General features: G+C 68.6%; 24 protein-coding genes and 2 tRNA genes. 14 read left to right on the plus strand and 12 right to left on the minus strand.

The annotated features are described in order from the left end of the window. Positions 1–257: 257 nt before the first annotated feature. The 8 genes from ACFZBU_RS32390 to rpmH form a co-directional block, all read right to left on the minus strand. Positions 258–1,379 (minus strand): ParB/RepB/Spo0J family partition protein, encoded by a 1,122-nt coding sequence (locus tag ACFZBU_RS32390; RefSeq protein WP_391587259.1) that lies wholly within the window; start codon positions 1,377–1,379, stop codon positions 258–260. Further along, entirely contained in the window at positions 1,376–2,308 is a 933-nt protein-coding gene (locus ACFZBU_RS32395) for a ParA family protein (protein ID WP_391587260.1), read from the minus strand. Before ACFZBU_RS32395 ends, ACFZBU_RS32390 begins: the two co-directional genes overlap by 4 nt. A gap of 269 nt (positions 2,309–2,577) precedes the next feature. Next, entirely contained in the window at positions 2,578–3,330 is a 753-nt protein-coding gene (gene rsmG / locus ACFZBU_RS32400; protein WP_391587406.1) for a 16S rRNA (guanine(527)-N(7))-methyltransferase RsmG, read from the minus strand. Positions 3,331–3,412: 82 nt separating this feature from the next. Next, positions 3,413–3,964, minus strand: coding sequence for a protein jag (locus ACFZBU_RS32405; protein WP_391587261.1), 552 nt, complete (start codon positions 3,962–3,964; stop codon positions 3,413–3,415). 65 nt (positions 3,965–4,029) lie between these two features. Beyond that, positions 4,030–5,199, minus strand: a complete 1,170-nt coding sequence (gene yidC, locus ACFZBU_RS32410) for a membrane protein insertase YidC (RefSeq protein ID WP_391587262.1) — start codon at positions 5,197–5,199, stop codon at positions 4,030–4,032. 2 nt (positions 5,200–5,201) lie between these two features. After that, complete coding sequence (gene yidD, locus ACFZBU_RS32415) at positions 5,202–5,546, minus strand: membrane protein insertion efficiency factor YidD (protein WP_020557146.1); 345 nt, start codon at positions 5,544–5,546, stop codon at positions 5,202–5,204. Continuing rightward, on the minus strand, positions 5,543–6,046 hold the full coding sequence (rnpA, locus tag ACFZBU_RS32420; protein WP_391587263.1) for a ribonuclease P protein component: 504 nt from the start codon (positions 6,044–6,046) through the stop codon (positions 5,543–5,545). The genes yidD and rnpA overlap by 4 nt, the downstream gene beginning before the upstream one ends. Before the next feature lie 16 nt (positions 6,047–6,062). After that, positions 6,063–6,200 (minus strand): 50S ribosomal protein L34, encoded by a 138-nt coding sequence (gene rpmH, locus ACFZBU_RS32425; RefSeq protein WP_010849920.1) that lies wholly within the window; start codon positions 6,198–6,200, stop codon positions 6,063–6,065. A 350-nt stretch (positions 6,201–6,550) separates the two neighbouring features. On the opposite strand from rpmH, the gene dnaA reads away from it, so the two are divergent. The 11 genes from dnaA (at position 6,551) to ACFZBU_RS32480 (ending at position 20,023) form a co-directional block, all read left to right on the plus strand. Next, positions 6,551–8,536 carry a chromosomal replication initiator protein DnaA gene (dnaA, locus tag ACFZBU_RS32430; RefSeq protein WP_391587264.1) on the plus strand — a complete coding sequence of 662 codons (1,986 nt, stop codon included), beginning with the start codon at positions 6,551–6,553 and terminating at the stop codon, positions 8,534–8,536. 843 nt (positions 8,537–9,379) lie between these two features. Next, positions 9,380–10,513 (plus strand): DNA polymerase III subunit beta, encoded by a 1,134-nt coding sequence (dnaN, locus tag ACFZBU_RS32435; RefSeq protein ID WP_360311326.1) that lies wholly within the window; start codon positions 9,380–9,382, stop codon positions 10,511–10,513. Between the two features lie 190 nt (positions 10,514–10,703). Further along, a complete protein-coding gene (gene gnd / locus ACFZBU_RS32440) occupies positions 10,704–11,645 on the plus strand; it encodes a phosphogluconate dehydrogenase (NAD(+)-dependent, decarboxylating) (RefSeq protein ID WP_391587265.1) in 942 nt (313 codons plus the stop codon). 19 nt (positions 11,646–11,664) lie between these two features. Beyond that, positions 11,665–12,807: a DNA replication/repair protein RecF gene (gene recF, locus ACFZBU_RS32445; protein ID WP_391587266.1), complete on the plus strand. Its 1,143-nt coding sequence runs from the start codon at positions 11,665–11,667 to the stop codon at positions 12,805–12,807. Further along, complete coding sequence (locus ACFZBU_RS32450; RefSeq protein WP_391587267.1) at positions 12,800–13,327, plus strand: DUF721 domain-containing protein; 528 nt, start codon at positions 12,800–12,802, stop codon at positions 13,325–13,327. The genes recF and ACFZBU_RS32450 overlap by 8 nt, the downstream gene beginning before the upstream one ends. A 392-nt stretch (positions 13,328–13,719) precedes the next feature. Further along, positions 13,720–15,756, plus strand: coding sequence for a DNA topoisomerase (ATP-hydrolyzing) subunit B (gene gyrB, locus ACFZBU_RS32455; protein ID WP_391587268.1), 2,037 nt, complete (start codon positions 13,720–13,722; stop codon positions 15,754–15,756). Positions 15,757–15,838: 82 nt separating this feature from the next. Further along, a complete protein-coding gene (gene gyrA, locus ACFZBU_RS32460) occupies positions 15,839–18,463 on the plus strand; it encodes a DNA gyrase subunit A (protein ID WP_391587269.1) in 2,625 nt (874 codons plus the stop codon). Positions 18,464–18,868: 405 nt separating this feature from the next. Further along, complete coding sequence (locus ACFZBU_RS32465) at positions 18,869–19,291, plus strand: DUF3566 domain-containing protein (RefSeq protein WP_391587270.1); 423 nt, start codon at positions 18,869–18,871, stop codon at positions 19,289–19,291. Positions 19,292–19,341: 50 nt separating this feature from the next. Beyond that, positions 19,342–19,415: transfer RNA gene (locus ACFZBU_RS32470), tRNA-Ile, on the plus strand. Between the two features lie 263 nt (positions 19,416–19,678). After that, complete coding sequence (locus ACFZBU_RS32475; protein WP_020557117.1) at positions 19,679–19,816, plus strand: DLW-39 family protein; 138 nt, start codon at positions 19,679–19,681, stop codon at positions 19,814–19,816. A 134-nt stretch (positions 19,817–19,950) separates the two neighbouring features. Continuing rightward, a tRNA-Ala gene (locus ACFZBU_RS32480) sits at positions 19,951–20,023 on the plus strand. Positions 20,024–20,095: 72 nt separating this feature from the next. On the opposite strand, the gene ACFZBU_RS32485 is transcribed toward ACFZBU_RS32480, so the two are convergent. After that, positions 20,096–20,662: an RICIN domain-containing protein gene (locus ACFZBU_RS32485; protein ID WP_391587271.1), complete on the minus strand. Its 567-nt coding sequence runs from the start codon at positions 20,660–20,662 to the stop codon at positions 20,096–20,098. Between the two features lie 29 nt (positions 20,663–20,691). Further along, the gene (locus ACFZBU_RS32490; RefSeq protein WP_391587272.1) at positions 20,692–21,339 is read right to left on the minus strand and encodes a hypothetical protein; all 648 of its coding nucleotides are present in this window, start codon (positions 21,337–21,339) and stop codon (positions 20,692–20,694) included. A gap of 261 nt (positions 21,340–21,600) precedes the next feature. Between ACFZBU_RS32490 and ACFZBU_RS32495 the strand changes: the two genes are divergently transcribed. Continuing rightward, a complete protein-coding gene (locus ACFZBU_RS32495) occupies positions 21,601–22,413 on the plus strand; it encodes a helix-turn-helix domain-containing protein (RefSeq protein WP_391587273.1) in 813 nt (270 codons plus the stop codon). A 130-nt stretch (positions 22,414–22,543) separates the two neighbouring features. On the opposite strand, the gene ACFZBU_RS32500 is transcribed toward ACFZBU_RS32495, so the two are convergent. Beyond that, positions 22,544–23,155 carry a DUF5324 family protein gene (locus ACFZBU_RS32500; protein WP_391587407.1) on the minus strand — a complete coding sequence of 204 codons (612 nt, stop codon included), beginning with the start codon at positions 23,153–23,155 and terminating at the stop codon, positions 22,544–22,546. Positions 23,156–23,356: 201 nt separating this feature from the next. Here ACFZBU_RS32500 and ACFZBU_RS32505 point away from each other — a divergent pair, with 201 nt between their 5' ends. Together ACFZBU_RS32505 and ACFZBU_RS32510 are read left to right on the plus strand one after the other, a co-directional pair. Next, entirely contained in the window at positions 23,357–23,887 is a 531-nt protein-coding gene (locus ACFZBU_RS32505; RefSeq protein ID WP_391587274.1) for a peptidylprolyl isomerase, read from the plus strand. 56 nt (positions 23,888–23,943) lie between these two features. Further along, a complete protein-coding gene (locus ACFZBU_RS32510) occupies positions 23,944–24,831 on the plus strand; it encodes a rhomboid family intramembrane serine protease (protein WP_391587275.1) in 888 nt (295 codons plus the stop codon). Between the two features lie 195 nt (positions 24,832–25,026). Here ACFZBU_RS32510 and crgA read toward each other — a convergent pair whose 3' ends face one another. Next, positions 25,027–25,278 (minus strand): cell division protein CrgA, encoded by a 252-nt coding sequence (gene crgA / locus ACFZBU_RS32515; protein WP_020557121.1) that lies wholly within the window; start codon positions 25,276–25,278, stop codon positions 25,027–25,029. Positions 25,279–25,387: the final 109 nt, after the last annotated feature.

Raw genomic sequence — 25,387 nt, forward strand, 5'->3', positions numbered from 1 at the left:
ACCACCGAGCAGCCCGCCGACGAAACCGCCGACGGCACCCACTCCCAGACCCGCGACGATCCAACGCATCGACCTCATCGCCCCTCCAGGGGTGCCACGTTTCACGTGAAACGTGCGCGAGCAGCACCGCCGCATCGAGCAGGCGGCACGTTTCACGTGAAACACAAGCAAGGAAGGGGCCTGCGGTCAACGACCGCGGGCCCCTTCTCCGTACTTCCGTGCTTCGGTGCTTCGGTGCTTCGGTGTTTCTGCGTCGACTACGGGACCAACACCGAGGGTTGGTCATCCGCCGCGGTCGACTCGGCCGCGGTCGACTCGGCCGGCGACTCGGGTCGCGCCCGACCCTGCGGCTCACTCAGCCGCTTGGCGAACTGGTCGCCTTCACCGGGCGCCATCGAGGCGAGGATGCGTTCCAGATCCTCGACCGACGCGAACTCCACGACGATCTTGCCCTTCTTCGGGCCGAGGACCACCTTCACCTCGGTCTCGAAGCGGTCCTTGAGCCGATCCGCGAGCTGGTTCAGGGCCGGTGCGACGAGCCCACCCGGTCGCGGCTTCTGCGTCTTCGCCGGCCGCGCCGGACCCTCACCCTTGATCTGCGAGGCGATCTCTTCGACGGTGCGCACCGTCATGCCCTCGCGGATGATGCGCTTGGCGAGCTTGGCCAGCTCGTCCGGATACTCCTCGATCTTGAGCAACGCGATCGCGTGCCCGGCGAGGAGCGTCCCGGCCGCCAGGCTGGTCCGCACCTCGGTCGGCAACTTCAACAGCCGCAGGGTGTTCGACACATACGGGCGCGAGCGCCCGATCCGCTTGGCAAGGCTGTCGTGACTGCACGCGAACTCCTCCAGCAACTGCTCGTAGGCCATGGCCTCTTCGAGCGGGTTGAGTTCGGAACGGTGCAGGTTCTCCAGGAGCGCGTCGAGCAACAGCTTGTCGTCCTGGGTGACCCGGACGATGGCCGGCACGTGGGTCAGCCCCGCCTCGCGAGAGGCCCGCCACCGTCGCTCGCCCATCACCAGTTCGTAGGTGCCGTCACCCGACGCACGGACCACGACCGGCTGGAGCACACCCACTTCCCGGATCGACTGGACCAACTCGGCCATCGCGCCCTCGTCGAACACCTCGCGGGGCTGGCGCGGGTTCGGCGTGATCACATCGAGCAGCAACTCGGCGTACAGCGCGGCCGGCTGCACCGCCGTCCTGCTGCCCCGTGGCGATTCCTGGACCGGGACCGAGGCCGGCGACATGGCCGGCTCGTCGGTCGCTATTTCCGCCATCCTGCGCAGGGTCTCCGCGGCGGAGGACGACGGCTTCAGTGCCCGAGTGGGGATGATCGATTCGAGCCCCTTGCCCAAACCCCTGCGTTGTCCGCTCATACTTCCTCCTTCGCCTTCGCCACGCCGCGCAGCGCCATCTCCCGAGCCGCTTCAAGATACGACAACGCACCGGTGGAGCCCGGGTCGTAGGTCATCACGGTCTGGCCGTAGCTGGGTGCCTCGGAGATCCGTACCGAGCGCGGGATCGCGGTCGGCAGCACCTCGTCCGGGAAGTGGTCGCGCACCTCCTGGGCCACCTGCGAGGCAAGCCGGGTGCGGGCGTCGTACATGGTGAGCAGGATCGTCGACACGGCCAGGTTCGGATTCAGGTGCGCGCGGACCAGTTCCACGTTGCGCAACAACTGGCCGAGCCCCTCCAGCGCGTAGTACTCGCACTGGATCGGGATGACCACCTCGGCACCCGCCACGAGCGCGTTGACGGTCAACAGGCCGAGCGAGGGCGGACAGTCGATCAGGATGTAGTCCAACGGCTGCTCGTAGGACGAGATGGCGCGCTGGAGCCGACTCTCCCGGGCGACCAGGGAGACGAGTTCGATCTCGGCGCCGGCCAGGTCGATCGTGGCCGGAGCGCAGAACAGGCCCTCGACGTCGCGCACCGGCTGGACGACCTCGGCCAGGTCGCGGCCCTCGACGAGCACCTCGTAGATCGACGGCGTGCCCGCGTGATGGTCCACCCCGAGCGCCGTGGAGGCGTTGCCCTGCGGGTCGAGGTCTATCACCAACACCCGGGCGCCGTGCATCGCCAGCGCCGCCGCGAGGTTCACGGTCGACGTGGTCTTGCCGACGCCACCCTTCTGGTTCGCGACCACCATGACCCGGGTGCGCTCCGGGCGCGGTAGCCCTTCCGAAGCGCGGCCCATCGTCTCGACGGCCTGTCTGGCCGCTCGAGCGATGGGCGTGTCTTCGATACCGGGGGCCTCTGTTTCACGTGAAACGTCGACGCCGGCGCCTACTCGGGGCGCCGGCATCGAGGCTGTCGGATACTCGGACGGCAACGGTCCACTCTCCTCTCCTGCCGCGGCGACATGGGAACTCGGGCCGACGGAATGACCACGCACTGCGGCGGCACCCTCAGAGGGTGTCACGTTCCGGCGCGCCTCAGGCGAGTAGAAGCGTTTCCACGGAAGACGTTTCACGTGAAACACGATCCCGGGTGCGGCGATGCCACGGCGCTCACGACACACCCCGAGCGGGCAGGAACGGCGTTTCAGCCGTCCGGCCCAACCCGGGGGCGCTGCTACTTCCCGGGACGCCGCCGCGTTGTCTTCGCGGCTCGGCGCGCCTTCGTCGCCTTGGACTCCTTGGCCACGACGGTGCCGATCCGCACCCGGACCACGGTGGTCAGCGGGTCCACGATTCCGGCACCCGCGTGCGCGACCGTCCAGGACACGGCACCGAGCTTGCGCAAGTCCGCCTCGGACTCCAGGAGTTCCTCGGCGGCCGAGTCGCCCTTGAGGGCGAGCATCTCGCCGCCCGAGCCGAGCAGCGGCAGGCCCCACCCGGCCAGCTTGGCCAACGGCGCGACCGCACGTGCGGTCACCACGTCGGCGGAGGTACGGCCGCGCAGTTCCTCGGCGCGCCCGCGCAGCACCTCGACGTTGTCGAGGCCGAGTTCCTCGACCACCTCGTCGAGGAACGTGGTGCGCCGCAACAACGGCTCGACGAGGGTGATCCGCAGGTCCGGCCGGACCAGCGCGAGCGGAATGCCCGGCAGACCACCACCCGAACCGACGTCGTGCACGATCGCGTTCTCGGCGATCAATTCGGCGACCACCCCGCAGTTGAGCAGGTGCCGCTCCCAGAGCCGGCCGACTTCGCGTGGGCCGACCATGCCCCGGCGTACACCGGGACCGGCCAGCAGATCGGCATAGCGGATCGCGCGGTCCAGGTTGGCACCGAAGAGGCGAGCCGCCGCCTCCGGGGCCTCGGGCGCGCGCTCGTCCGCCGGCGGGTCGGGGGTCGTGTCGTCCTGACGTTTCACGTGGAACATCATCCCAGGAACGGCGCCGGCCCCACCCGGGATGCGGGTGGGGCCGGCGCGACGGTTTGCGGAAACGGATCCGGGGATCCGATCAGGCGGGCAGGACGACGACGCAGCGATTGGGCTCCTCGCCCTCCGACTCGCTGCGCAGTCCGGCCTCCGCGACGGTGTCGTGCACGACCTTGCGCTCGAACGGGGTCATCGGCTTCAGCTTGAGGGACGTACCCGCCGCCTTGACCTCTTCCACCGCCTCGGTGGCGATCTCCGCCAGGTTCGCCCGCTTGGCGGCACGGAAGCCGTCCACGTCGAGCATCAACCGGCTGCGCTCGCCGGTCTCGCGGTGCACGGCCAGCCGGGTCAGTTCCTGGAGGGCTTCCAGGACCTCGCCGTCGCGACCGACGAGCCGCTTGAGGTCGGCACCGGAGGATTCGCTTTCGTCGCCGGCGATCACCGAGACCGACGCGCGTCCGCCTTCGACGTCCATGTCGATGTCGCCGTCGAGGTCGGCGATGTCGAGCAGGGCCTCCAGGTAGTCCGCGGCGATCTCACCCTCCTGCTCCAGACGGCTGATCTCCTCCGCGGTGAGCGTGATCCGACGCGAGGCGGCGGGTGAGTCGACGGCGGGGGTCGTGCCTTCCGTCACAGGGGAACTCCTTTGTGGACGAGTGAGCGAGTCGGTGGAGAGGGCGGCCGCCCCGTCGAGGGCGGTCACTTCTTCCTCGGGTGGTGCTTCCGGCTCTGGGTCTGCTTGCGCGGGCCGGCGTTACGCGCGCCGGAATGCGGTGTCCGCGCGGTCGAGCCCTTCACCGAGCCGTTCGAGCGGGCGGTGCCGGACGTGCCGTTGCTCGCCGCAGCGCCGGCCTCCGAGCCCTCCTCGGCGTCCCTGGCGGCCGCGTCCGCGTCGTCCCGGGCACGGGCCTTGCGCTGCGACTTGGTGAGCCTGGTGGGCTGCTGGCGCCGGGCGGCCTGGGCCTTCAGCTCGGCCTGCTGGGCCTCGTACTCGGCGGCGTCCATCAGCTTGCCGTCGGGAAGCAGCACCTTGCCCTGCTTGCGCGCCTTCTCCGCGAGCTTCTCCTGCCGCACCTTGAACGCCGGGCTGCCGGGCGTGGGGTTGCGGTTGATCACGAACAGCTGCTGACCCATCGTCCACACGTTGGTGGTGAGCCAGTAGATGAGCACACCGACGGGGAAGTTGATGCCGAAGACCGCGAACATGATCGGGAACGCGTACATCATCAGCTTCTGCTGCTTCGCGAACGGATTGCCCACGAGCGAAGCGGGGTCGGTGTTCTTCGTCATCAGCTGGCGCTGGGTGAAGAACTGCGACCCGGACATCAGCACGATCATCACGATGGTGACGATGCGCACGGTGGTCAGGTCGGCCCCGAGGCTGGCGATCTTGGCCGCCGAGTCGGTGAACTTGGCGGCGATCGGGGCGCCGAAGATGTGCGCCTGCTGGGCGCTGTTCACCAGGTCGCGGTCGATCACGCCGACCGTGCGGTTCTGCGAGACGCGCTGCAGCACGTGGAACAGGGCGAAGAAGAACGGCGACTGGACCAGGATCGGAAGGCAGCTCGAGAGCGGGTTGGTACCCGTCTCCTTGTAGAGCTTCATCATTTCCTGGGACTGACGCTCACGGTCGTCCTTGTACCGCTTCTGGACCTCCTTGATCCGCGGCTGCAGCGCCTGAAGACCACGGGTCGCCTTGATCTGCTTCACGAAGAGCGGGATCAGGCAGATCCGGATGACGACCACGAGGCAGACGATGGACAGGCCCCAGGACCAACCGCTGCTCTTGCCGAAGATCGGGCTGAACAACGAGTGGAACTGAACGATGATCCACGAGACGGCGGTATATAGGGGGTTAAGAATCCCCACGGTCAAGCTCCTCGGGCGGTGGTGTTCGCACCGGGCGCGGGCTCGGTACGGCCGGTGCTGGACGTCTGCTGCCGCTCGTGCGGCTCCGACTCCGAGCGCGACTTCCGCTCGGGGAGTCGCCACGGTCGGCGTGTGCGCGGCGGCACAGGATCGACACCGCCAGAGTTCCAGGGGTTGCAGCGCAGGATGCGCCACACGGTGAGGTAGGTGCCCTTGAAGGCGCCGTGCACGGACATCGCCTCGTACCCATAATGCGAGCACGACGGGTAGAAGCGACACACCGGCCCCAGCATCGGGCTGATCGTCCACTGATAGACCCGAATGAACCCCATGAACAGGTACTTCACGCCGTCGCTCCAGGCTTGGCCGCGGGCCCATCCGCTCGAACCGCGACAGGGCGCCCGGCCCGGCCCAGGAGCCGGTCGAACGCTGCGTCCAGATCCCGTGCCAGGGCGGAATGGTCCGCCTGGGCTGCGGGTGGCAATGCCCGTACCACGACCAGGCTACCTGCCGGGAGCAGGGCCATCCGATCGCGTATGAGGTGGCGTAGCCGACGCTTGACGACGTTACGGACAACCGCGGGGCCGACAGCCTTGCTCACGACGAAACCCGCACGCGGTGGTGGAGCGTGCTCCACATCCGCGTGCGGGTCCTCTGCCACAGATTGGCGCAGGGTGTCCGGCTCGGACGGCGGTGCGGTCGCCGGGGTGCGTTCGGACGTCACTGGTCCGCTCGTCTCCTGACGATGCAGGTGGACGACCAGATGGGGACGGCCGGCTCGACGCCCGCGGCGAACCGCGATCGCGAAGTCCTCGCGCCGCCTCAGCCGGTTATCGGCAGGCAGCACGGAGAGATCCGCGAACTCAGGCGGAAAGCTCCGCGCGGCCCTTGCGGCGGCGGGCAGCAAGGATGGCGCGACCGGCACGGGTGCGCATGCGCAGCCGGAACCCGTGGGTCTTCGCCCGGCGACGGTTGTTCGGCTGGAAGGTGCGCTTGCTCACTCGGGGGCTCCAGGATTTGAATCGTGGGCCGGCAGAAAAGACCGCCGGCCACCACCGTACGTCCGCATCGACATGATCTCGGACATGCGGCAGCGGTCGTCAGACAACTAGACCGGCCCACGGTACGTACCAACAGGCGACGGGGTCAAATGGGGGATCCGGGGCACGTCGCCCACCTGCGGAAACGCCGTACGGGGCAGGCTGTACACAGCCTGTGGACAACGGGTTGAGCAGGCTACCGGGCGCCACTACCGTGAACAGGTGGGTCGGACCGGAGCGCTCGCTCCCGGGGTCCGGGACACTGGGAGCCCTCCCGAGACCTGCGTCGATGCAATGAAAGAGCGTGCACTGTGGCTGACATCACCAGCGACCTCGCCGCAGTCTGGGCACGGTTCCTGGAACGACTGGCCACCGACGACTCGGTCACGGCCAAGGACAAAGGATGGCTCCAGCGGACACAGCCGCTGACCCTCTTCTCCGACACCGCGCTGCTCGCGGTGCCGAACGAGTTCGCCAAGGAAGTCCTGGAGACCCGGCTCCGCCAGGTGGTCACGGACGCGTTGAGCCACGGTTTCGGGCGGCCGATCCGGTTCGCGGTCAGCGTCGAGCCGGGTGCCGGCGAGCCGGAGCCGGTGCCCGAGCGGCACGACCGTTCGCCCCGGCACGACGACTACAACCCCGGCCCCTACGGTCGCTCCTCCTATGGCGGCGACCGCTACGGCCGCGACGGCTACCCGCAGGAGCCGTACGGCCAGCAGCCGTATCGCCAGGACCGCGATCCCTACGCCGAGCCGCAGTATCAGCAGGACTACCCGCACGAGCGCTACGCGCCCGGACCGTACCGGGACCAGCGCGACCCGCGCGAGCAGCGCGACCCCAGGGACCCCCGGGATGCGCGCGATGCCCGGGAGCAGCGCGAACTGCGCGATCCGCGGGAGCCGCGCGAGTCCCGGGACGCCCGCGATCCGCGGGATCCACGGGATTCTCGCGATCAATACGGATACGGGGGCAATCCGAACGTTTCATCCGATCACCCGGGAATTCCGCCATCGGATGGAACCCTCTTTGCGGACCGCGAAGACCTGTTCGGGCCGCCCGGCTTTTCCACACCTTCCGTCCACAGCTTTGTGGATAATTCGACACATCAATCCGGCGACAGAGACCAGTCGCCGGGTGTCGCGCAACCGCCACAGCAGTCCCCTCCTCCCCACCAGTCCCCGCCCGTGCCGCCGGCCGATGCGCCCGGCGGGCGACCGCTGCGGTTGGCCCGGCCGGGCACCGGGCGCGAGCACGGCGTGGTGGAGCACGAGCCGGCCGCCAGACTGAACCCCAAATACCTGTTCGAGACGTTCGTCATCGGCTCCAGCAACCGGTTCGCGCACGCGGCCGCGGTGGCGGTCGCCGAGGCGCCCGCGAAGGCGTACAACCCGCTGTTCATCTACGGCGAGTCGGGGCTGGGCAAGACACACCTGCTGCACGCGATCGGGCACTACGCGAAGAGCCTGTATCCGGGTACCCGGGTGCGCTACGTGAGCTCGGAGGAGTTCACCAACGAATTCATCAACTCGATCCGCGACGGCAAGGCCGACGGCTTCCGTCGACGTTATCGAGACGTGGACGTCCTGCTCGTGGACGACATCCAGTTCCTGGAGACCAAGGAGCAGACCCAGGAGGAGTTCTTCCACACCTTCAATACGCTGCACAACGCGAACAAGCAGATCGTCATCTCCTCCGACCGGCCGCCCAAGCAGCTGGTGACGCTGGAGGACCGGCTGCGCAACCGATTCGAGTGGGGACTGTTGACCGACGTCCAGCCGCCCGAGTTGGAGACCCGGATCGCGATCCTGCGGAAGAAGGCGATCCAGGAGGGCCTCAACGCGCCGCCGGACGTGCTGGAGTACATCGCCAGCAAGATCTCCCGGAACATCCGCGAGCTGGAGGGTGCGCTGATCCGGGTGACCGCGTTCGCCAGCCTGAACCGCCAGCCGGTGGACCTGCAGCTCACCGAGATCGTGCTCAAGGACCTGATCCCGGACAGCGCGGGACCCGAGATCACGGCGACCACGATCATGGCGCACACCGCCGCGTACTTCGGCCTGTCCGTCGAGGACTTGTGCGGCACCTCGCGCAGCCGGGTGCTGGTCACCGCGCGCCAGATCGCGATGTATCTGTGCCGTGAGCTGACCGATCTTTCGCTGCCCAAGATCGGCGCCCAGTTCGGCGGACGCGACCACACGACGGTGATGCACGCGGACCGCAAGATCCGCTCGTTGATGGCCGAACGGCGCTCGATCTACAACCAGGTGACCGAGTTGACGAACCGCATCAAGAGCTGAAACGGCACCCGATCACCACCGAGAAGCGGCCGGCGTTCCCCTTTGGGGCCGCCGGCCTTCGCATGTTCGATGTGACCTTCGTCACATTGCCCGAAATGGGGCCGAGTTATCCACCGATCGGCGCCGACTCGGGCTTCCACACCATGGGGATGACGCATCCGCCTCGGAGTTCCCCACAATGGCTGCGGGAACCTGGGGAAAAAGCCGGCGAGCCGGCAGGTCAGGTTCCTGTGGTGATGTGGAATGGATTCCTCCACAGACTGTGGATAACTTTTCCGCCGCAGACCGTCCACCGCCGTGTTGTCCGGTTGTCCACGTCCCGTCCACCGAAATTCCGCGCTTGTCCCCAGGTTGTCCACGGATCTGTCCACAGTCGGGTCGGTTTCACCCCTTACGGTGAATCCGAAGCCAACGGGCATCCGCAGAGGGTGGGGACAAGTGGCCCTCGACCTGGGGATTGTTTGGGGACAAGTACGGGTACGGCTGGGGACGGCCTGTGGAGCCAATTCGGGCATCCACAGACACAGGGGGTTTATCCACGGGTTCACCCACACCTCGAAGTGGACAAAAAACCGGCCCTGACCTGCGCGTATACCGGTTATCCACGGTATCCACACCCCCTACTACTACGACCACACGTAGTTCAAGAGAGATCCACGGAAAACGGTCGGGTCGGCCCGAATCTGTGGACTGCCGGTTTGCCGGGGGCTGCGCGGGCTGTCGGCGCGGTGCGTCAGACTGTGTGCCGGTGGTAGGCCCCGACGGCCTGCCACCGATGCCGAACGAACGAACGGCAGACACACGACAGACAGACGGCCGGTAACGGCAGGAGGCGGTGAACCGGTGAAGTTCCGGGTCGAGCGTGACGTTCTCGCTGATGCGGTGGCGTGGACCGCGCGGAGTCTCCCGGCGCGGCCGGCGGTTCCCGTCCTCGCCGGACTGCTCCTGGAAGCCGCGGACCAGCGACTGACGCTGTCCAGCTTCGACTACGAGGTCTCCGCCCGCGGTGGCGTCGAGGCCGAGATCGACGAGCCGGGCCGGGTGCTGGTGTCCGGGCGACTGCTCGCCGACATCTCCAAGAGCCTGCCGAACCGCCCCGTCGAGGTGTCCACCGACGGCGCCAAGGTGACCGTGGTCTGCGGCAGCGCACGGTTCACCCTGCCCACCCTCCCGGTGGAGGACTACCCGGCGCTGCCGGACATGCCCACCGCCGCGGGATCCGTCGAGGGCGATGTCTTCGCCGCCGCCGTGGCCCAGGTGGCCATCGCGGCCGGCCGCGACGACACGCTGCCGATGCTGACCGGCGTCCGGGTCGAGATCGAGGGCGACCTGGTCACCCTCGCCGCCACCGACCGATACCGGCTCGCGGTCCGCCAGTTCCACTGGAAGCCCGAGGCCGACGGCCTCTCCTCGGCGGTGGCCCTGGTGCCCGCCAAGACCCTCAACGACACCGCCAAGTCGCTGACCCAGGGCGACAGCGTGCAGATCGCGCTGTCCGGGGACAAGATCGGCGAGGGCATGATCGGCTTCGAGGGCGCCGGCCGGCGCACCACCACCCGCCTGCTCGAAGGCGAATTCCCCAAGTACCGCGCGCTGTTCCCGGAGCAGTCGGAGACCGTCGCGACGGTGGAGACCGCGCCGTTCGTGGACGCCGTCAAGCGCGTGTCCCTGGTCGCCGAGCGCAACACCCCGGTGCGGCTGTCCTTCTCCGACGGCCGACTGGTGCTCGAAGCCGGTTCCGGCGACGAGGCGCAGGCCTCCGAGGCGATCGACGCGACGCTGGAGGGCGAGGAGATCTCGATCGCCTTCAACCCGACGTTCCTGCTCGAAGGACTCAGCGCGATCGGCTCGCCGGTCGCCCAGATCTCCTTCACCACGTCCACGAAGCCGGCCGTGATGACCGGCAAGCCCGACGTCGAGGCCGAGGCCACCGACGAGTACCGCTACCTGATCATGCCGGTGCGCCTGTCCGGCTGACCGAGGGCCGCGGCTCAACCGGGCCGAACGGGCTCCGGGTTCGTACGGGTTCGCCGTGCATGACCCCGCAGCAGCACGGGCAACCGCTACCCGCGTACCGTCGACGCGGTGAAAAGCCCCCACAAGGGGTGCGGAAGCGGCCTCGGCGGTGCCCCACCCGGCATCGCAGCAGCGAACGAAGGATTTCAGGATGCAGCTCGGACTCGTCGGCCTCGGCAAGATGGGTGGCAACATGCGCGAGCGTCTGCGCCGCGCGGGCCACACGGTGGTGGGCTACGACCGCAACGCGGACATCGCGGATGTGCACAGCCTCAAGGAACTTGTGGACGCACTACCGACGCCGCGCGTGGTGTGGGTGATGGTGCCCGCAGGCGCACCCACCCAGGCCACGGTCGACGAACTCGGCGAACTGCTGTCCCCCGGTGACGTGCTCGTCGACGGCGGCAACTCGCGCTGGACGGACGACATCAAGCACGCCGAGGCGCTGGCCGCGAAGAACATCGGCTTCGTCGACTGCGGTGTCTCGGGCGGCGTTTGGGGCCGGGACAACGGCTATGCGCTGATGTGCGGCGGCGACGCCGCGAACATCGAGAAGGTCCAGCCGATCTTCGACGCACTCAAGCCCGAGGGCCCCGCGGGCTTCGTGCACGCGGGCAAGGTCGGCGCCGGGCACTTCGCGAAGATGGTGCACAACGGCATCGAGTACGCGCTGATGCAGGCCTACGCCGAGGGCTGGGAACTGCTGGAGGCCGCCGATGTGGTCACCGACGTGCGCGAGGTGTTCCGCAGCTGGCAGGAGGGCACCGTCATCCGCTCGTGGCTGCTCGACCTGGCCGTGCGGGCGATGGACGACGACGAGCACCTGGAAGGCCTGCGCGGTTACGCGGAGGACTCCGGCGAGGGCCGCTGGACCGTGGAGGCGGCGATCGACCACGCCGTCCCGCTGCCCGCGATCACCGCGTCGCTGTTCGCCCGATTCGCGTCCCGGCAGGACGACTCGCCGCAGATGAAGATGATCGCCGCGCTGCGCAATCAGTTCGGTGGGCACGCGGTCACCGCCGCGTCGACGCACAAGGGGGCCGACGCCCCGGGCGCCGACACCACGCCGCCGAAGGAGGCCGACGCAGGCTGAGCAATCGGCCCGCCCGCCCATGCATGTAGCGCACCTGTCACTCGTCGACTATCGGTCGTACGCCCGGATCGAGCTCCCCCTCGAACCGGGCGTGACCGCGTTCGTGGGACCCAACGGCCAGGGCAAGACCAACCTCGTCGAGGCGATCGGCTACCTGGCCACGCTCGGCAGCCACCGGGTCGCCTCGGACGCACCCCTGGTCCGGCTCGGCGCCGAGCGGGCGTACGTACGGGCGAGCATCGTCCGCGAGGACGGCCGCAGTGCGCTGGCCGAGTTGGAGATCAACCCCGGCAAGGCCAACCGGGCCCGGATCAACCGCTCGCCCGCGACCCGCCCGCGCGACCTGCTCGGCCTGCTGCGCACCGTGCTGTTCGCCCCGGAGGACCTGGCCCTGGTCAAGGGCGATCCGGGCGAACGTCGCAGGTTCCTCGACGAGTTGCTGACCGCGCGCACCCCGCGCCTGCTGGGGGTGCGGCAGGACTACGACCGGGTGCTCAAGCAGCGCAACACGCTGCTGCGCACCGCGGCGCTGGCCCGGCGGGCGGGCGGTGGGCGCAGCGGTGCGCTGAGCACGCTGGACGTGTGGGACGAGCACCTGGCCGCCACGGGCGCCGAACTCACCTTCGCCCGGCTCGATCTGGTCGCCGCGCTGCAACCGCTGGTGGACAAGGCCTACGACGCGTTGTCCACAGGCGGTGGACCGATCGTGCTGGACTACCGCAGTTCGATGTCGGAGGACCCGCTGCCCACCGACCGGGCCGGCATCCACGCGGTGCTCACGGCGGCGATCGCGGCCGGCCGGGCGGCCGAGGTCGAGCGCGGTCAGACGCTGATCGGCCCGCACCGCGACGATCTCGTGCTGCGGCTGGGCCCGCTGCCCGCCAAGGGCTACGCCAGCCACGGCGAGTCCTGGTCGTACGCGCTGGCCCTGCGGCTGGGCTCCTACGAGCTGCTGCGCGCGGACGGCGGCGAGCCGGTCCTGGTGCTCGACGACGTGTTCGCCGAACTGGACGTCACACGTCGCGCGCGGCTCGCCGAGATGGTCGCGCACGGTGAACAGGTGCTGGTCACGGCCGCGGTGGCCGAGGATGTGCCGCCCGCGCTCGCGGGTGCGCGCTACGACGTCGCCGCGGGAGAGGTGCGAAGGGTCGAGGATGAGTGACGAGGCCCACATCCCGTCTCCCGGCGGCCCCGGGCGGGCCGAGCAGCCGGCCGCCGAGCCGATCCGCGGGATCGACCTGGCCCGCGCGGCGCTGACCCAGGCCCGCGCCCAGGCACGGACCCGACACGATCTTCGGCAGGACCAGAACCAGGCACGGCGTGGCTTGAAACGCAGTGGTTCGGGACCCGACGACCGCGACCCCCAGCCGCTGCGTCAGATCATGGGGCGCCTGGTCACCGAGCGCGGCTGGCAGACCCCGGCGGCGGTGCACGGCGTACTCCAGCGGTGGCCGGAAATCGTCGGTCCGGCGATGGCGGCCAACTGTCGCCCGGAGCGCTTCGAGGACGGCGAACTGGTGGTCCGCGCCGAATCCGACAACTACGCGACCCACGTGCGCTGGCTCGCGCCGAAACTGCTCGCCCGCCTCAATCAGGAGCTGGGCGACGGCACCGTCACCTTCATTCGGGTCCTCGGCCCGGCGCAGGAGCGCCGCCGGGGACAGTGGCGCGCACAGCCGTAGGTGGTTTTCGGCCACGGGATGTACCGCCGGCGTGCACTCCCGGGTGTGCATCCGCTCCGATCGGCCGGGTCGGCGGGGACGATGTGTCCGGTGTCATACCGGTCTGACACGCTGTTACCGTCCGAGTCGCTCGCGCCGCGTGGACAGCCATGAGAGCGATTCGGGACCCCGGGGCAAGTAGGGGGACATGCGACAGGGCACATCAGGGCGCCACACGCGGACACAGGGCCCTTGGGAACCCATCTTTGTGTCGCCCCGACCGGTAGACTGAACCAGCAATACCGCTCATGCGGATCCTGTTTCGACTTCCGCGGCTCCGTGCCCGGGGGCGTGTCGGGCCGGCTGCCTGCCGTCCGACCCTCCCTGCCGATCCTGCTCCCGGGCAGGGAGCCGTGCTGTGCCAGAAAGGGCGCTTCGTGGCCGATTCCGGCAACCCCAAGGAGAATGACGTGGCCGGCTCGCCGGAAACCTCTGCCGCGATCAACTCGCAGTCGTACGGCGCGAGTGACATCCAGGTCCTGGAGGGCCTCGACGCGGTCCGGAAGCGCCCGGGCATGTACATCGGTTCCACCGGTGAGCGCGGCCTGCACCACCTGGTCTACGAGGTGGTGGACAACTCGGTCGACGAGGCGCTCGCGGGCCACGCGACGCACATCGAGGCGACCATCCTCGCCGACGGCGGCGTGCGCGTGGTCGACAACGGGCGTGGCATCCCGGTCGACATGCACCCGGTGGAGAAGAAGCCCGCCGTCGAGGTCGTGCTGACCATCCTGCACGCGGGCGGCAAGTTCGGCGGCGGCGGCTACTCGGTCTCCGGTGGTCTGCACGGCGTCGGCGTCTCCGTGGTCAACGCGCTGTCCTCGCGCCTGGCGGTGGACATCCGCCGCGACGGCTACCGCTGGACGCAGGACTACAAGCTCGGCACACCCACCGCGCCGCTGGAGCGGCACGAGGCGACCACCGAGACGGGCACCCAGGTCACCTTCTGGGCCGACGCGGACATCTTCGAGACCACGGTCTACTCGTTCGAGACGCTCTCCCGGCGCTTCCAGGAGATGGCCTTCCTCAACAAGGGCCTGACCATCTCGCTCACCGACGAGCGTCCGGACCACGTGGACGACAAGGGCGAGCAGCTCACGGTCACGTACCACTACGAGGGCGGCATCGCCGACTTCGTGCGCTACCTCAACTCGCGCAAGGGCGAGCTGGTCCACCCGTCGGTGATCGACATCGAGGCCGAGGACAAGGCGCGGACCATCTCGGTGGAAGTCGCGATGCAGTGGAACTCGCAGTACACCGAGGGTGTGCACAGCTTCGCCAACACGATCCACACGCACGGCGGCGGTACCCACGAAGAGGGCTTCCGGTCCGCGCTGACCGCGCTGATCAACCGCTACGCGCGCGAGAAGAAGCTGCTCAAGGAGAAGGACGAGAACCTCGCCGGCGAGGACATCCGCGAGGGTCTGACCGCGATCATCTCGGTCAAGCTCGGCGACCCGCAGTTCGAGGGCCAGACCAAGGACAAGCTGGGCAACACCGAGGCCAAGACCTTCGTGCAGCGGGTCGTGCACGAGCACCTCACCGACTGGCTCGACCGCAACCCCAGCGAGGCCGCGGACATCATCCGCAAGTCGATCCAGGCCGCGACCGCGCGGATGGCCGCCCGCAAGGCGCGCGACCTGACCCGGCGCAAGGGCCTCCTGGAGACCGCCTCGCTGCCGGGCAAGCTGAGCGACTGCCAGAGCAACGACCCGTCCAAGTGCGAGATCTTCATCGTCGAGGGCGACTCGGCCGGTGGTTCGGCCAAGTCCGGCCGTGACCCGATGTACCAGGCGATCCTGCCGATCCGCGGCAAGATCCTGAACGTCGAGAAGGCCAGGATCGACAAGATCCTGCAGAACACCGAGGTCCAGGCGCTCATCTCGGCCTTCGGCACCGGTGTGCACGAGGACTTCGACATCGAGAAGCTCCGCTATCACAAGATCATCCTGATGGCGGACGCCGACGTCGACGGCCAGCACATCAACACCCTGCTGCTGACCTTCCTGTTCCGCTTCATGCGCCCACTGGTCGAGGCCGGACACGTCTACCTGTCGCGCCCGCCGCTCTACAAGATCAAGTGGAGCCGGGACGACTTCGAGTACGCCTACTCCGACCGCGAGCGCGACGCGCTGCTCGAACTCGGCCGGCAGGCCGGCAAGCGCGCGAAGGACGACTCGATCCAGCGCTTCAAGGGTCTCGGCGAGATGAACGCCGAGGAGCTTCGGGTGACCACGATGGACATCGACCACCGGGTCCTGGGCCAGGTCACGCTCGACGACGCGGCCCAGGCCGACGAACTGTTCTCGGTGCTCATGGGCGAGGACGTCGAAGCCCGCCGCTCCTTCATCCAGCGCAACGCCAAGGACGTCAGGTTCCTGGACATCTGACCAGCCGGGGGGATCCGCGGCAGCGCGGATGTCCACCTCCGAGTCGGCCCCACGCCACACCTCGAAAGGACTTTGACCAGCAATGGCCGAAGAGAACACCCCGGCGCCCGAAGGCGACCCGGCGGACGCGGTGAACAGCACCGGCGGTCTGCGGATCGAGCCCGTCGGGCTCGAAACCGAGATGCAGCGCAGCTACCTCGACTACGCGATGAGCGTGATCGTCTCGCGCGCCCTGCCCGACGTGCGCGACGGTCTCAAGCCGGTGCACCGCCGCGTGCTCTACGCGATGTACGACGGCGGCTACCGGCCCGAGAAGGGCTTCTACAAGTGCGCCCGCGTCGTCGGCGACGTGATGGGCACCTACCACCCGCACGGCGACACCTCGATCTACGACGCGCTGGTCCGGCTGGCCCAGCCGTGGTCGATGCGGATGCCGCTGGTGGACAGCAACGGCAACTTCGGCTCGCCGGGCAACGACCCGGCCGCGGCCATGCGGTACACCGAGTGCAAGCTCAAGTGGCTGTCCATGGAGATGCTCCGGGACATCGACGAGGACACCGTCGATCTCCAGGACAACTACGACGGCCGCAACCAGGAGCCGACGGTCCTGCCGGCGCGCTTCCCGAACCTGCTCGTCAACGGCTCCGCGGGCATCGCGGTCGGCATGGCGACCAACATCCCGCCGCACAACCTGCGTGAGGTCGCGTCGGGCGCGCAGTGGTTCCTGCAGAACCCGGACGTCTCCGCGGAAGAACTCCAGGACGCCCTGATCGAGCGGATCAAGGGCCCGGACTTCCCCAGCGGCGCGCTCGTCGTGGGCCGTCGCGGGATCGAGGACGCGTACCGCACCGGCCGCGGCTCGATCACCATGCGCGCGGTGGTCGAGGTCGAGGAGATCCAGAACCGGCAGTGCCTGGTGGTCACCGAGCTGCCCTACCAGGTCAACCCGGACAACCTCGCGCAGAAGATCGCCGACCTGGTCAAGGACGGCAAGATCGGCGGCATCGCCGACGTCCGCGACGAGACCTCCTCGCGTACCGGCCAGCGCCTGGTGATCGTGCTCAAGCGCGACGCGGTGGCCAAGGTCGTGTTGAACAACCTGTACAAGCACACCCAGCTGCAGGACACCTTCGGCGCGAACATGCTCGCGCTGGTGGACGGTGTCCCGCGCACGCTCTCGATCGACCTCTTCATCCGCAACTGGGTGGAGCACCAGATCGAGGTGATCGTCCGGCGGACCCGCTTCCGGCTGCGCAAGGCCGAGGAGCGCGCGCACATCCTGCGTGGTCTGCTCAAGGCCCTGGACGCGATCGAGGAGGTCATCGCGTTGATCCGGGCCTCGAACACGGTCGACGAGGCGCGTACGGGCCTGATCGGGCTCCTGGAGATCGACGAGATCCAGGCCAACGCGATCCTGGAGATGCAGCTTCGCCGGCTGGCCGCCCTGGAGCACCAGAAGATCACCGCCGAGCACGACGAGCTGATGGCGAAGATCACCGACTACCAGGCGATCCTGGCCTCGCCGGACCGGCAGCGGCAGATCATCAGCGAGGAACTGGCCGCGATCGTCGACAAGTTCGGCGACGACCGGCGCAGCGCGCTGGTGCCCTTCGACGGTGACATGTCCATCGAGGACCTGATCGCCGAAGAGGACATCGTCATCACGATCACGCGCGGCGGTTACGTCAAGCGCACCCGGACCGACCTGTACCGCTCGCAGAAGCGTGGCGGCAAGGGGGTGCGCGGCGCGCAGCTGAAGCAGGACGACATCGTCGACCACTTCTTCGTGACCACCACGCACCACTGGATCCTGTTCTTCACCAACAAGGGCCGGGTCTATCGGGCGAAGGCGTACGAGCTGCCGGACACCGGTCGCGACGCGCGTGGACAACACGTGGCGAACCTGCTCGCGTTCCAGCCGGACGAGAAGATCGCCCAGGTGCTCGACCTGCGCGACTACGAGGTCGCGCCGTACCTGGTGCTGGCGACCAAGGCCGGTCTGGTGAAGAAGACCGCGCTCAAGGAGTACGACACCAACCGCGCGGCCGGCGTGATCGCGATCAACCTGCGCTCGGACGAGGCCGGTGACGACGACGAGGTGATCGGCGCCGAACTGGTCTCCGCGGACGACGACCTGCTGCTCGTGAGCAAGAAGGCACAGTCGATCCGGTTCACCGCCACGGACGAGACGCTGCGACCGATGGGTCGGGCGACATCCGGGGTGAAGGGGATGAGTTTCCGCGAAGGCGACGAACTGCTGTCGATGAATGTGGTGCGCGAGGGTACTTTCGTGTTCACCGCCACCGATGGCGGCTTCGCAAAGCGAACCAGTGTGGACGAGTATCGCGTCCAGGGACGTGGGGGCCTGGGTATCAAGGCCGCCAAGATCGTCGAGGACCGAGGTTCACTCGTCGGGGCGCTCGTCGTGGACGACACGGATGAAATCCTCGCCATCACGCTCGGCGGTGGAGTGATCCGCACCCGCGCCGCGGGTGTCCGGCACACCGGACGTGACACGATGGGTGTGCAGCTGATCAACCTGGGTAAGGGCGACGCCGTTGTCGGCATCGCACGTAACGCCGAACCTGAGCCCGAGGCCGAGATCGACCCTGAGGTCGACGGGGCCGAAGCCGGTGCGGCCGATGGCACGCACGAGCCGACCTCCACCGTCGAAGGGGAGGTCGCGCCCGGCGGGCAGGAAGGGTGACGCGTGAGCACAGACCGGAAGTCGGCCGGCGGGAGAGGCGAGCGCGCCGACCGGGGTCGGGCCGGCGGGCGCGCTGACAGCACGAGCCGCAACGAGGCGGCACCGCCTCCCACGGGACCGGTGCCGCCGAAGCCGGCAGCCCCACCCCCCGTGCACGGGGCCGGGCCCACCGGGGACGCGGCGGCTCGCCCGCCGCGTCCTTCGGCGCCCACCCCGTTCACGTCGCCGTTCCCGCCCGCGGCAGCGGCGGGCGCGGGCGCGGGCACGGAGCGGCCGCCGGCCGCAGTCAACGGCAGCAAGGCCGCCACCCGCCCGACGGGTGGCGGCACGATGACCTCGCCGCGCCCGACCCGGGGCACCCCGGCCGGCGGTGCCCCGTCGTCCGCTCACCGAGTGGGGCAGCCCGTGGCGCAGCAAGGGCGGACCGGGCCGGAGGCGCAGGCCCGACCGATCGCGCGCACCCGGCGGGCCCGGCTGCGGGCCGCGCGGGTGGACCCGTGGTCGGTGATGAAGGTCGGTTTCCTGCTGTCCTTGGCACTGGGCGTGGTGCTGATGGTCGCGGTGACCGTGTTGTGGCTGGTCCTGGACGGCCTGGGGGTGTTCACCTCGGTTGGTGACACGGTCAAGGAAGCCACCCAGTCGGAGAACAACGCCGGCTTCGATCTCCAGCACTTCCTGTCCCTGAAGAACACCCTCTTCTTCAGCGGCGTCGTGGCCATCGTCGACGTCATCCTCGTGACGGCGCTGGCCACACTCGGAGCATTCCTCTACAACCTCACCGCGTCGTTCACGGGTGGCATCGAGGTCACGCTGGCCGAGGAGGACTAAGGATTTTGGAGGCGGGCAAGCGGTGCGGTACGCTCTCTGAGCACGCACGCGGGCCTATAGCTCAGACGGTTAGAGCGCTTCCCTGATAAGGAAGAGGCCACAGGTTCAAGTCCTGTTAGGCCCACTTTCGCGCAAGCAGTTCGAGGGCCCTTCCCCGTGATTCGGGGAAGGGCCCTCGATCGTTTCCGGGATCGAGCGGGGATCTCCCGTGGTCGGCGCCCGTCCACCCGCGGTTCTCGTGGGGGGCTCGACTGGCGCCTGACCGGGTCTTTCGGTATTGGTCGGTGCCTTGATGCACCTGTTATTGTCGAGCCCAACCCGACCGCGGCGCCCCAGGCGTGCGGACAGGTGCACGAACGTCACTCGCAGGACGGAGAGGCCACGCTGATGAAGAAGCTGATCCTGGTGGCTTTGGCTGCTGTAGGTGGCCTGTTGGTCTACCGCCAGATCCAGGCGGATCGGGCCGAGCAGGATCTGTGGACCGAGGCGACGGACGCGGTTCCGGCGGGTACTGCCACCCGCTGAGCAGATCCTGGGGGAGACCCCGCAGAAGCTTGACCCACCCGGGGAAACGCACGTTTCACGTGAAACGCCCGTTTCCCCGGGTGAGGTATTGTCCAACGCCGACCGCGATTACCGGTAACCTGGTTCGGCACCGAGGGGCCTTAGCTCAGCTGGTAGAGCGCTGCCTTTGCAAGGCAGATGTCAGGGGTTCGACTCCCCTAGGCTCCACAGGGATCAGACCCCGCCGACTGCGACCACGCAGTCGGCGGGGTCTTTTTGATCGCATCGGGCGCGATCGAATCAGACGGGATTCAGCGTGAAGGCGCCGGCCCGGGTGGCCGACTGGACGATGTGGGATCGCTCGACGGTGTACTTGCCCGCCTCCGTCGTCAGCCACATGTCGGAGTGCTCGGCCTGTAGGGCGACCTTGCCGGTGGCGGCATCACGGGAGAGCCAGAAAATCTGGTTTCCGTAGATCCAGCCGTTACAGTCGCCCTCGGTGACCCACGCGCCTTCATCCTGGGACCACAGCGTGAGGCACTTGCCGTTGTGTCGGGACTTGAAGATGTACTGGGCCGTGTCGCCGGGCCAGTGGCAGACCCGCCACTGCTGGTTGTATCCACCCCAGTAGCGGTACTGCAGGACCGATCCTGCGTTGTCGGGGCCCAACGAGATGTCGAACACCATGCCGTTGGAGGTGCCGATCGTGTAGTAGCCGTCGCAGATCCAGCCATCGTCGGTGGGATTGGGTGACGCCGACGCGGGCAGGGCGGTCGACAGCATCGCGATGACGGCGATGAGCGCGGCGCCCAGAGCCCGCAGCGGGCGCCGTGCTCGGCGTCGGTTGCGGTGGGGAATCGTGGTCACGCTGTTTTCCTCTCGGATCGATTGCCGGGTCAGCAGGGACCCAGGCGGTCCTGGGCGGCGCGACGCACTGTGTTCACCGGTTCGGGGATGCAGTTCTTGACGACGGTGCCGATCTCGGGGGTCTCGAACGTGGTGTAGGTGCCGATACCGCCCCTGATCGCGTTGATCCAGATGCCGGTGGTCGGGCCGGTCTGGGCGCAGATGTACTTCACGAACCGGCCGTCGACCCGGCGGGTGCCGCGATAGAGGCCGTAGTAGCCCGTCTTGTTGAAGTTCCAGGTGTTGGTGATCGCATTCGTCCTGGTGGACGACTTGGTGTTCGAGACGGAGAAGCCGACCTTGAACTCGACCTTGGCGAAGACGGGGCCCACGGACGCGCTGAACTCCTCGCTGTTGTTGACCGTGGTTGCCACCGAGTCGACCTGCGTCAGGGTTTCGGTGCGCTGACCGGTGGTGCCCTCTGCGATGTAGACGGGGAGGAAGTCGGTGATCACCGGAGTGACGCGGGTGGTCACGTCGTAATAGACGGAGTCGACGGTCGGATTGCAACTGCTGGTGGCCGGGGGACGCGGAGGCGTGTCGGCGTGCGCGGTCCCAACGGTCGGCCCACCGAAGCCGGTGGCGACGACAACGGCGAGGACGGCGGGCACGGCACCGCGTCTGGCGGATATGGACATGCCGATTCCCTTTCGGGGATTGGGTGCTGCGGTGTCCCGGCCCCGGGAGCGGGGGCGGGCGGACAGGTCTCGTCCCGCCCCGGGAGCGGGGGCAGGCGATGACGTCTCCTGTGTGCTCTTTGTGCTGTGAGCGATTCAAGGGTCACGTGGTGTTACTCGGCATTCCAGTGCAAGGCTTGCCCTGGAACCGGGCCACCGTCGATGCCCCGAATGGCTGGTTGGTGACTTTCGGCAGGGATCGATGAGCGCCGAGAATGCGGCATGGACACCGAGATCGCGATCCGGGACTTCCTCATCTCCCGCCGGACGAAGCTGCGCCCCGAGGATCTGGGGCTGCCGCGGCAGGGAATGCGCCGGGTGCGGGGGCTACGCCGGGAAGAGGTCGCCGCCCTCGCGAACGTCAGCGTCGACCAGTACATCCGCCTGGAGCGGGGACAGGCGTCCCGGGTGTCGGACGCGGTCGTCGACGCCGTTGCGCACGCATTGCGCCTGACCCCGGGCGAGTGCCGCTATCTGCGCAGCCTGGCCCGCCCGGCCGCCGCGTCCCCGGAGGCGGGCGCCGGAAGGCCGGTGCGGGAGAGTGTGCAGCGCTTCCTCGACTCGATGTGCGACACGCCCGCCTACCTCGTCGGCCGCGGCGGGGCGATCCTCGCCTGGAACCGCATGGCCGTGCTCGTCTTCGTCGACTTCGCGCGCGTGCCGACGGCTCGGCGCACCGTCGGTCTGCTCGTCTTCACCGATCCCCGGGCCCGCCTCCTCTACGTGGACTGGGAAGTGAAGGCGCGGGAGGCGGTGGCCTATCTGCGGACCGAGTCGGGGAAACGGCCGCACGACGCGGCGCTGTCCCGGCAAATCGAGGAACTGGCCGAGGCCAGCGCGGATTTCCGGCGGCTGTGGGCGGCGCAGCTCGTGCTCGACCACACGCACGACATCACCCACCTCAACCGTCCACCCGTCGGAACGTTGGACCTGACCTGGGAGGCGTTCCAACCGAAGGGCGACCCGGACGAGTTGGTCATCGTCTACACCGCCGCGAACGCGCGAACCGCGGCGGCGCTGGGCCGGCTGGCCTGACCGCCGGCGCGGCCCACGCGCACGCCCGGCCCACACACCGCCCCGCACTCGGCGCCCGCGCCCGCGCGCACGCCGCAGGGCCCGCCGTACCGGGTGGTGCGGCGGGCCCTGCGGAGCGGGTGTCGTGCCGTCAGTCGTTCTTCGGGGTGGTCGAGCGGAACTCGTCCTCTGCGGGCTTGGCCTCGTTGTCGAGATTGTCGAGCGACTCGGGGGTCTTGGGCGTGGTCGCGGCGCCCTGGAGCGTGGGGTCGGGCTCGTCGGTCAGCCACTCGGGCTGCGCGTTGCGCCGACGCCACCACGTGAAGGCCAGGTAGCCACCGCCCGCGACCGCGGTGATCAGCAGGACGCGCCGGCCGCGTCCGCGACGCCGCTTCTTGCGGGCGACCTTCTCGATCTCCGCCGCGGTCACCTCGCCCTTGATCACCGAAAGCGCCGCGCCGGCCCTGGAGCGAGCCTCGTCGCGGACCGGCTCGGCGGCCACCCGGGCCTGGTCGACCGCCTGGTACACGCGCGGCACCACGTCGTGGCGGACCCGGTGCCGGGCCACCTCCACGGCGTGCTCCACACGGGGGGCGGCGCTGTCCTTGGCGTGCACCAGGGCGGGGACCACACGTTCGCGGGTGGTCTCGACCGCTCGGTCACGAGCCGCGCCCGCGTAGTGTGCCGCCGCGTCCTTCGCGTTGGCGGCGTGTGGGGCGAGCCGCTCCCTGGTCCTGCCGGTCGCCTCACGTACCGGATCCATGCGGGTCACGACATCCTCCTACTCGCCGGGTTCATCCGCTATCTGTTCCCGACGATCCCGGGATCATGCGCCACGCATCGGCCGGGGATCCGTACGGTGGAAAGGTGCCCGCGGTGGTCTCGTGGCAGGAGCCGACCGCGGCGTGCGAGGATTTCGAGGATTCAAGAAGACCGTCCGTGTAACCGTAGGGAAGGCGCACCAGTGGCCGAGGACCTTTTCGCCACCATCAAGACCAACCACGGGGACATCCGTATCCGGCTGTTCCCGAACCACGCGCCCAAGACGGTCGCGAACTTCGTGGAGCTCTCCCAGGGCCGGCGCGAGTGGGTCCACCCCGGCAAGGGGCAGAAGACCACCGACCGGCTGTACGACGGCACCGTCTTCCACCGCGTCATCGCCGACTTCATGATTCAGGGCGGCGACCCGCTGGGCACCGGCACCGGTGGCCCGGGCTACCGCTTCGCCGACGAGTTCCACCCGGATCTGCAGTTCTCCAAGCCGTACCTGCTGGCGATGGCGAACGCGGGACCGGGCACCAACGGCTCCCAGTTCTTCATCACCGTGGGTGTCACGCCGCACCTGAACCACAAGCACACCATCTTCGGCGAGGTCGCCGACGTGGACAGCCGCAAGGTCGTCGACGCGATCGCCGGCACCGAGACCGACATGCGGGACCGTCCGACCTCCGACGTCCTGATCAACACCGTCGAGGTCGAGACCGTCACGTCCTGAACCCCGAGTACGCGGGCCGGGGCCTTCGGGTCCCGGCCCGCGTCACGTGCCCGAAGGTGAGCATGAGCCCCGACGAACAAAGACCGGGTACGGCCGGACCGGCCGGTCCGCCCGTGTGTTACCGGCACCCCGACCGCGAGACGAACATCCGCTGTACCCGCTGTGAGCGCCCGGTCTGCGGCGATTGCATGGTGAGCGCGTCGGTCGGTTTCCAGTGCCCGGACTGTGTACGGCAGGGCACCCGTCAGGTTCGCGAGGCGCGCACCGTGGCGGGCGGCCGGGTGGCGACCGCGACCGCGAACGCGATCGTGACCAAGACCCTGATCGGGCTCAACCTCGCGGTCTTCGTGCTGGTCCTGGTGGTCGGCGACAAGTTCGTCGACAGGATGATCCTGGTCGGCCGGTTCTTCGACGGCGGCGAGTGGCAGGGGGTCGCCGAGGGTCAGTGGTACCGCCTGCTCACCGCGGCGTTCCTGCATCAGCAGGTGTGGCACATCGGGTTGAACATGGTCGGCCTGTGGATGCTGGGGCCCCCGCTGGAGGCCGCGCTCGGCCGTACCCGATTCGTCGCCCTCTATCTGGTCTCCGCGTTCGGCGGCACCGCCCTGTCGTACCTGATCGCCGATCCGCGGCAGGGCTCGCTGGGTGCTTCCGGGGCGCTGTTCGGGCTGTTCGGCGCGATGATCGTGCTCGGTCGCCGACTCCGATACGACCTGCGACCGCTGGGCATCCTGCTCGCGCTCAACCTGATGATCACGTTTCTCAACATGGGCACGATCGACTGGCGTGCGCACATCGGCGGACTCGTCGCGGGCACCCTCGCGGCGATCGGCCTGGTCTACGCACCGCAGCGCAATCGCACACTGATCCAGGTGGGGACACTGCTCGCGGTGTCCGCGGTCATCGTGGTGATCGTGCTGGTCCGGACCGCGCAGATCGCCTGATCGAGCGACGGGTCCCGGTTGCGCAGTGAATCATTTCAATGACCCGAAGTGATGAATCCGGGATGCGAGCCGTTGCCCGCATCCCGGTCGCTCGTTGGACCATGAAGGGTTATCCACAGGCTTTGCCGGGTTATCCCCACTGTGGATAACTCTGTGGAGTCTTCCGGGGAAAACTCGCTGAGCTGCGCCGATGCGCTACTTCCACTGGGTGGACACACCGAAGCCGGCGGCGATGAAGCCGAAGCCGACGACGATGTTCCAGTTCTTCAGGGACTCGACCGGGAAGCGCATGTCGGTCACGTAGAAGACCACGATCCACAGCAGGCCGATCGCGAAGAGAGCCAGCATGAACGGCGCCACCCAGCGGCGCGAGTCCAGCTTTATGGTCGTCTTCTTGGGCGGCGGCGGGGTGAAGTCGTCCTTCTTACGGATCCGGGACTTCGGCACGAGAGTCTCTCCTGTCGATGTAGCCGGACGAGTGGGTGCGCAGCACACGCGACACGATCCGGTGATGTGTCGGTTAGCGTAGTCGCTGTCAGGTCCGGAAGGAGGGTAC

It is taken from the genome of Embleya sp. NPDC008237 (assembly GCF_042956465.1).
Taxonomy (GTDB): Bacteria; Actinomycetota; Actinomycetes; order Streptomycetales; family Streptomycetaceae; genus Embleya.

What these genes read in the sequence shown, in the direction of transcription:
- ACFZBU_RS32395 (WP_391587260.1), bottom strand. Translation starts at nt 2,308, where the DNA reads ATGCCGGCGCCCCGAGTAGGCGCCGGCGTCGACGTTTCACGTGAAACA.
- ACFZBU_RS32500 (WP_391587407.1), bottom strand. Translation starts at nt 23,155, where the DNA reads ATGGATCCGGTACGTGAGGCGACCGGCAGGACCAGGGAGCGGCTCGCC.
- ACFZBU_RS32475 (WP_020557117.1), top strand. Translation starts at nt 19,679, where the DNA reads ATGAAGAAGCTGATCCTGGTGGCTTTGGCTGCTGTAGGTGGCCTGTTG.
- ACFZBU_RS32390 (WP_391587259.1), bottom strand. Translation starts at nt 1,379, where the DNA reads ATGAGCGGACAACGCAGGGGTTTGGGCAAGGGGCTCGAATCGATCATC.
- ACFZBU_RS32490 (WP_391587272.1), bottom strand. Translation starts at nt 21,339, where the DNA reads ATGTCCATATCCGCCAGACGCGGTGCCGTGCCCGCCGTCCTCGCCGTT.
- recF (WP_391587266.1), top strand. Translation starts at nt 11,665, where the DNA reads ATGCATGTAGCGCACCTGTCACTCGTCGACTATCGGTCGTACGCCCGG.
- ACFZBU_RS32450 (WP_391587267.1), top strand. Translation starts at nt 12,800, where the DNA reads ATGAGTGACGAGGCCCACATCCCGTCTCCCGGCGGCCCCGGGCGGGCC.
- gyrA (WP_391587269.1), top strand. Translation starts at nt 15,839, where the DNA reads ATGGCCGAAGAGAACACCCCGGCGCCCGAAGGCGACCCGGCGGACGCG.
- rsmG (WP_391587406.1), bottom strand. Translation starts at nt 3,330, where the DNA reads ATGTTCCACGTGAAACGTCAGGACGACACGACCCCCGACCCGCCGGCG.
- gnd (WP_391587265.1), top strand. Translation starts at nt 10,704, where the DNA reads ATGCAGCTCGGACTCGTCGGCCTCGGCAAGATGGGTGGCAACATGCGC.
- ACFZBU_RS32495 (WP_391587273.1), top strand. Translation starts at nt 21,601, where the DNA reads ATGGACACCGAGATCGCGATCCGGGACTTCCTCATCTCCCGCCGGACG.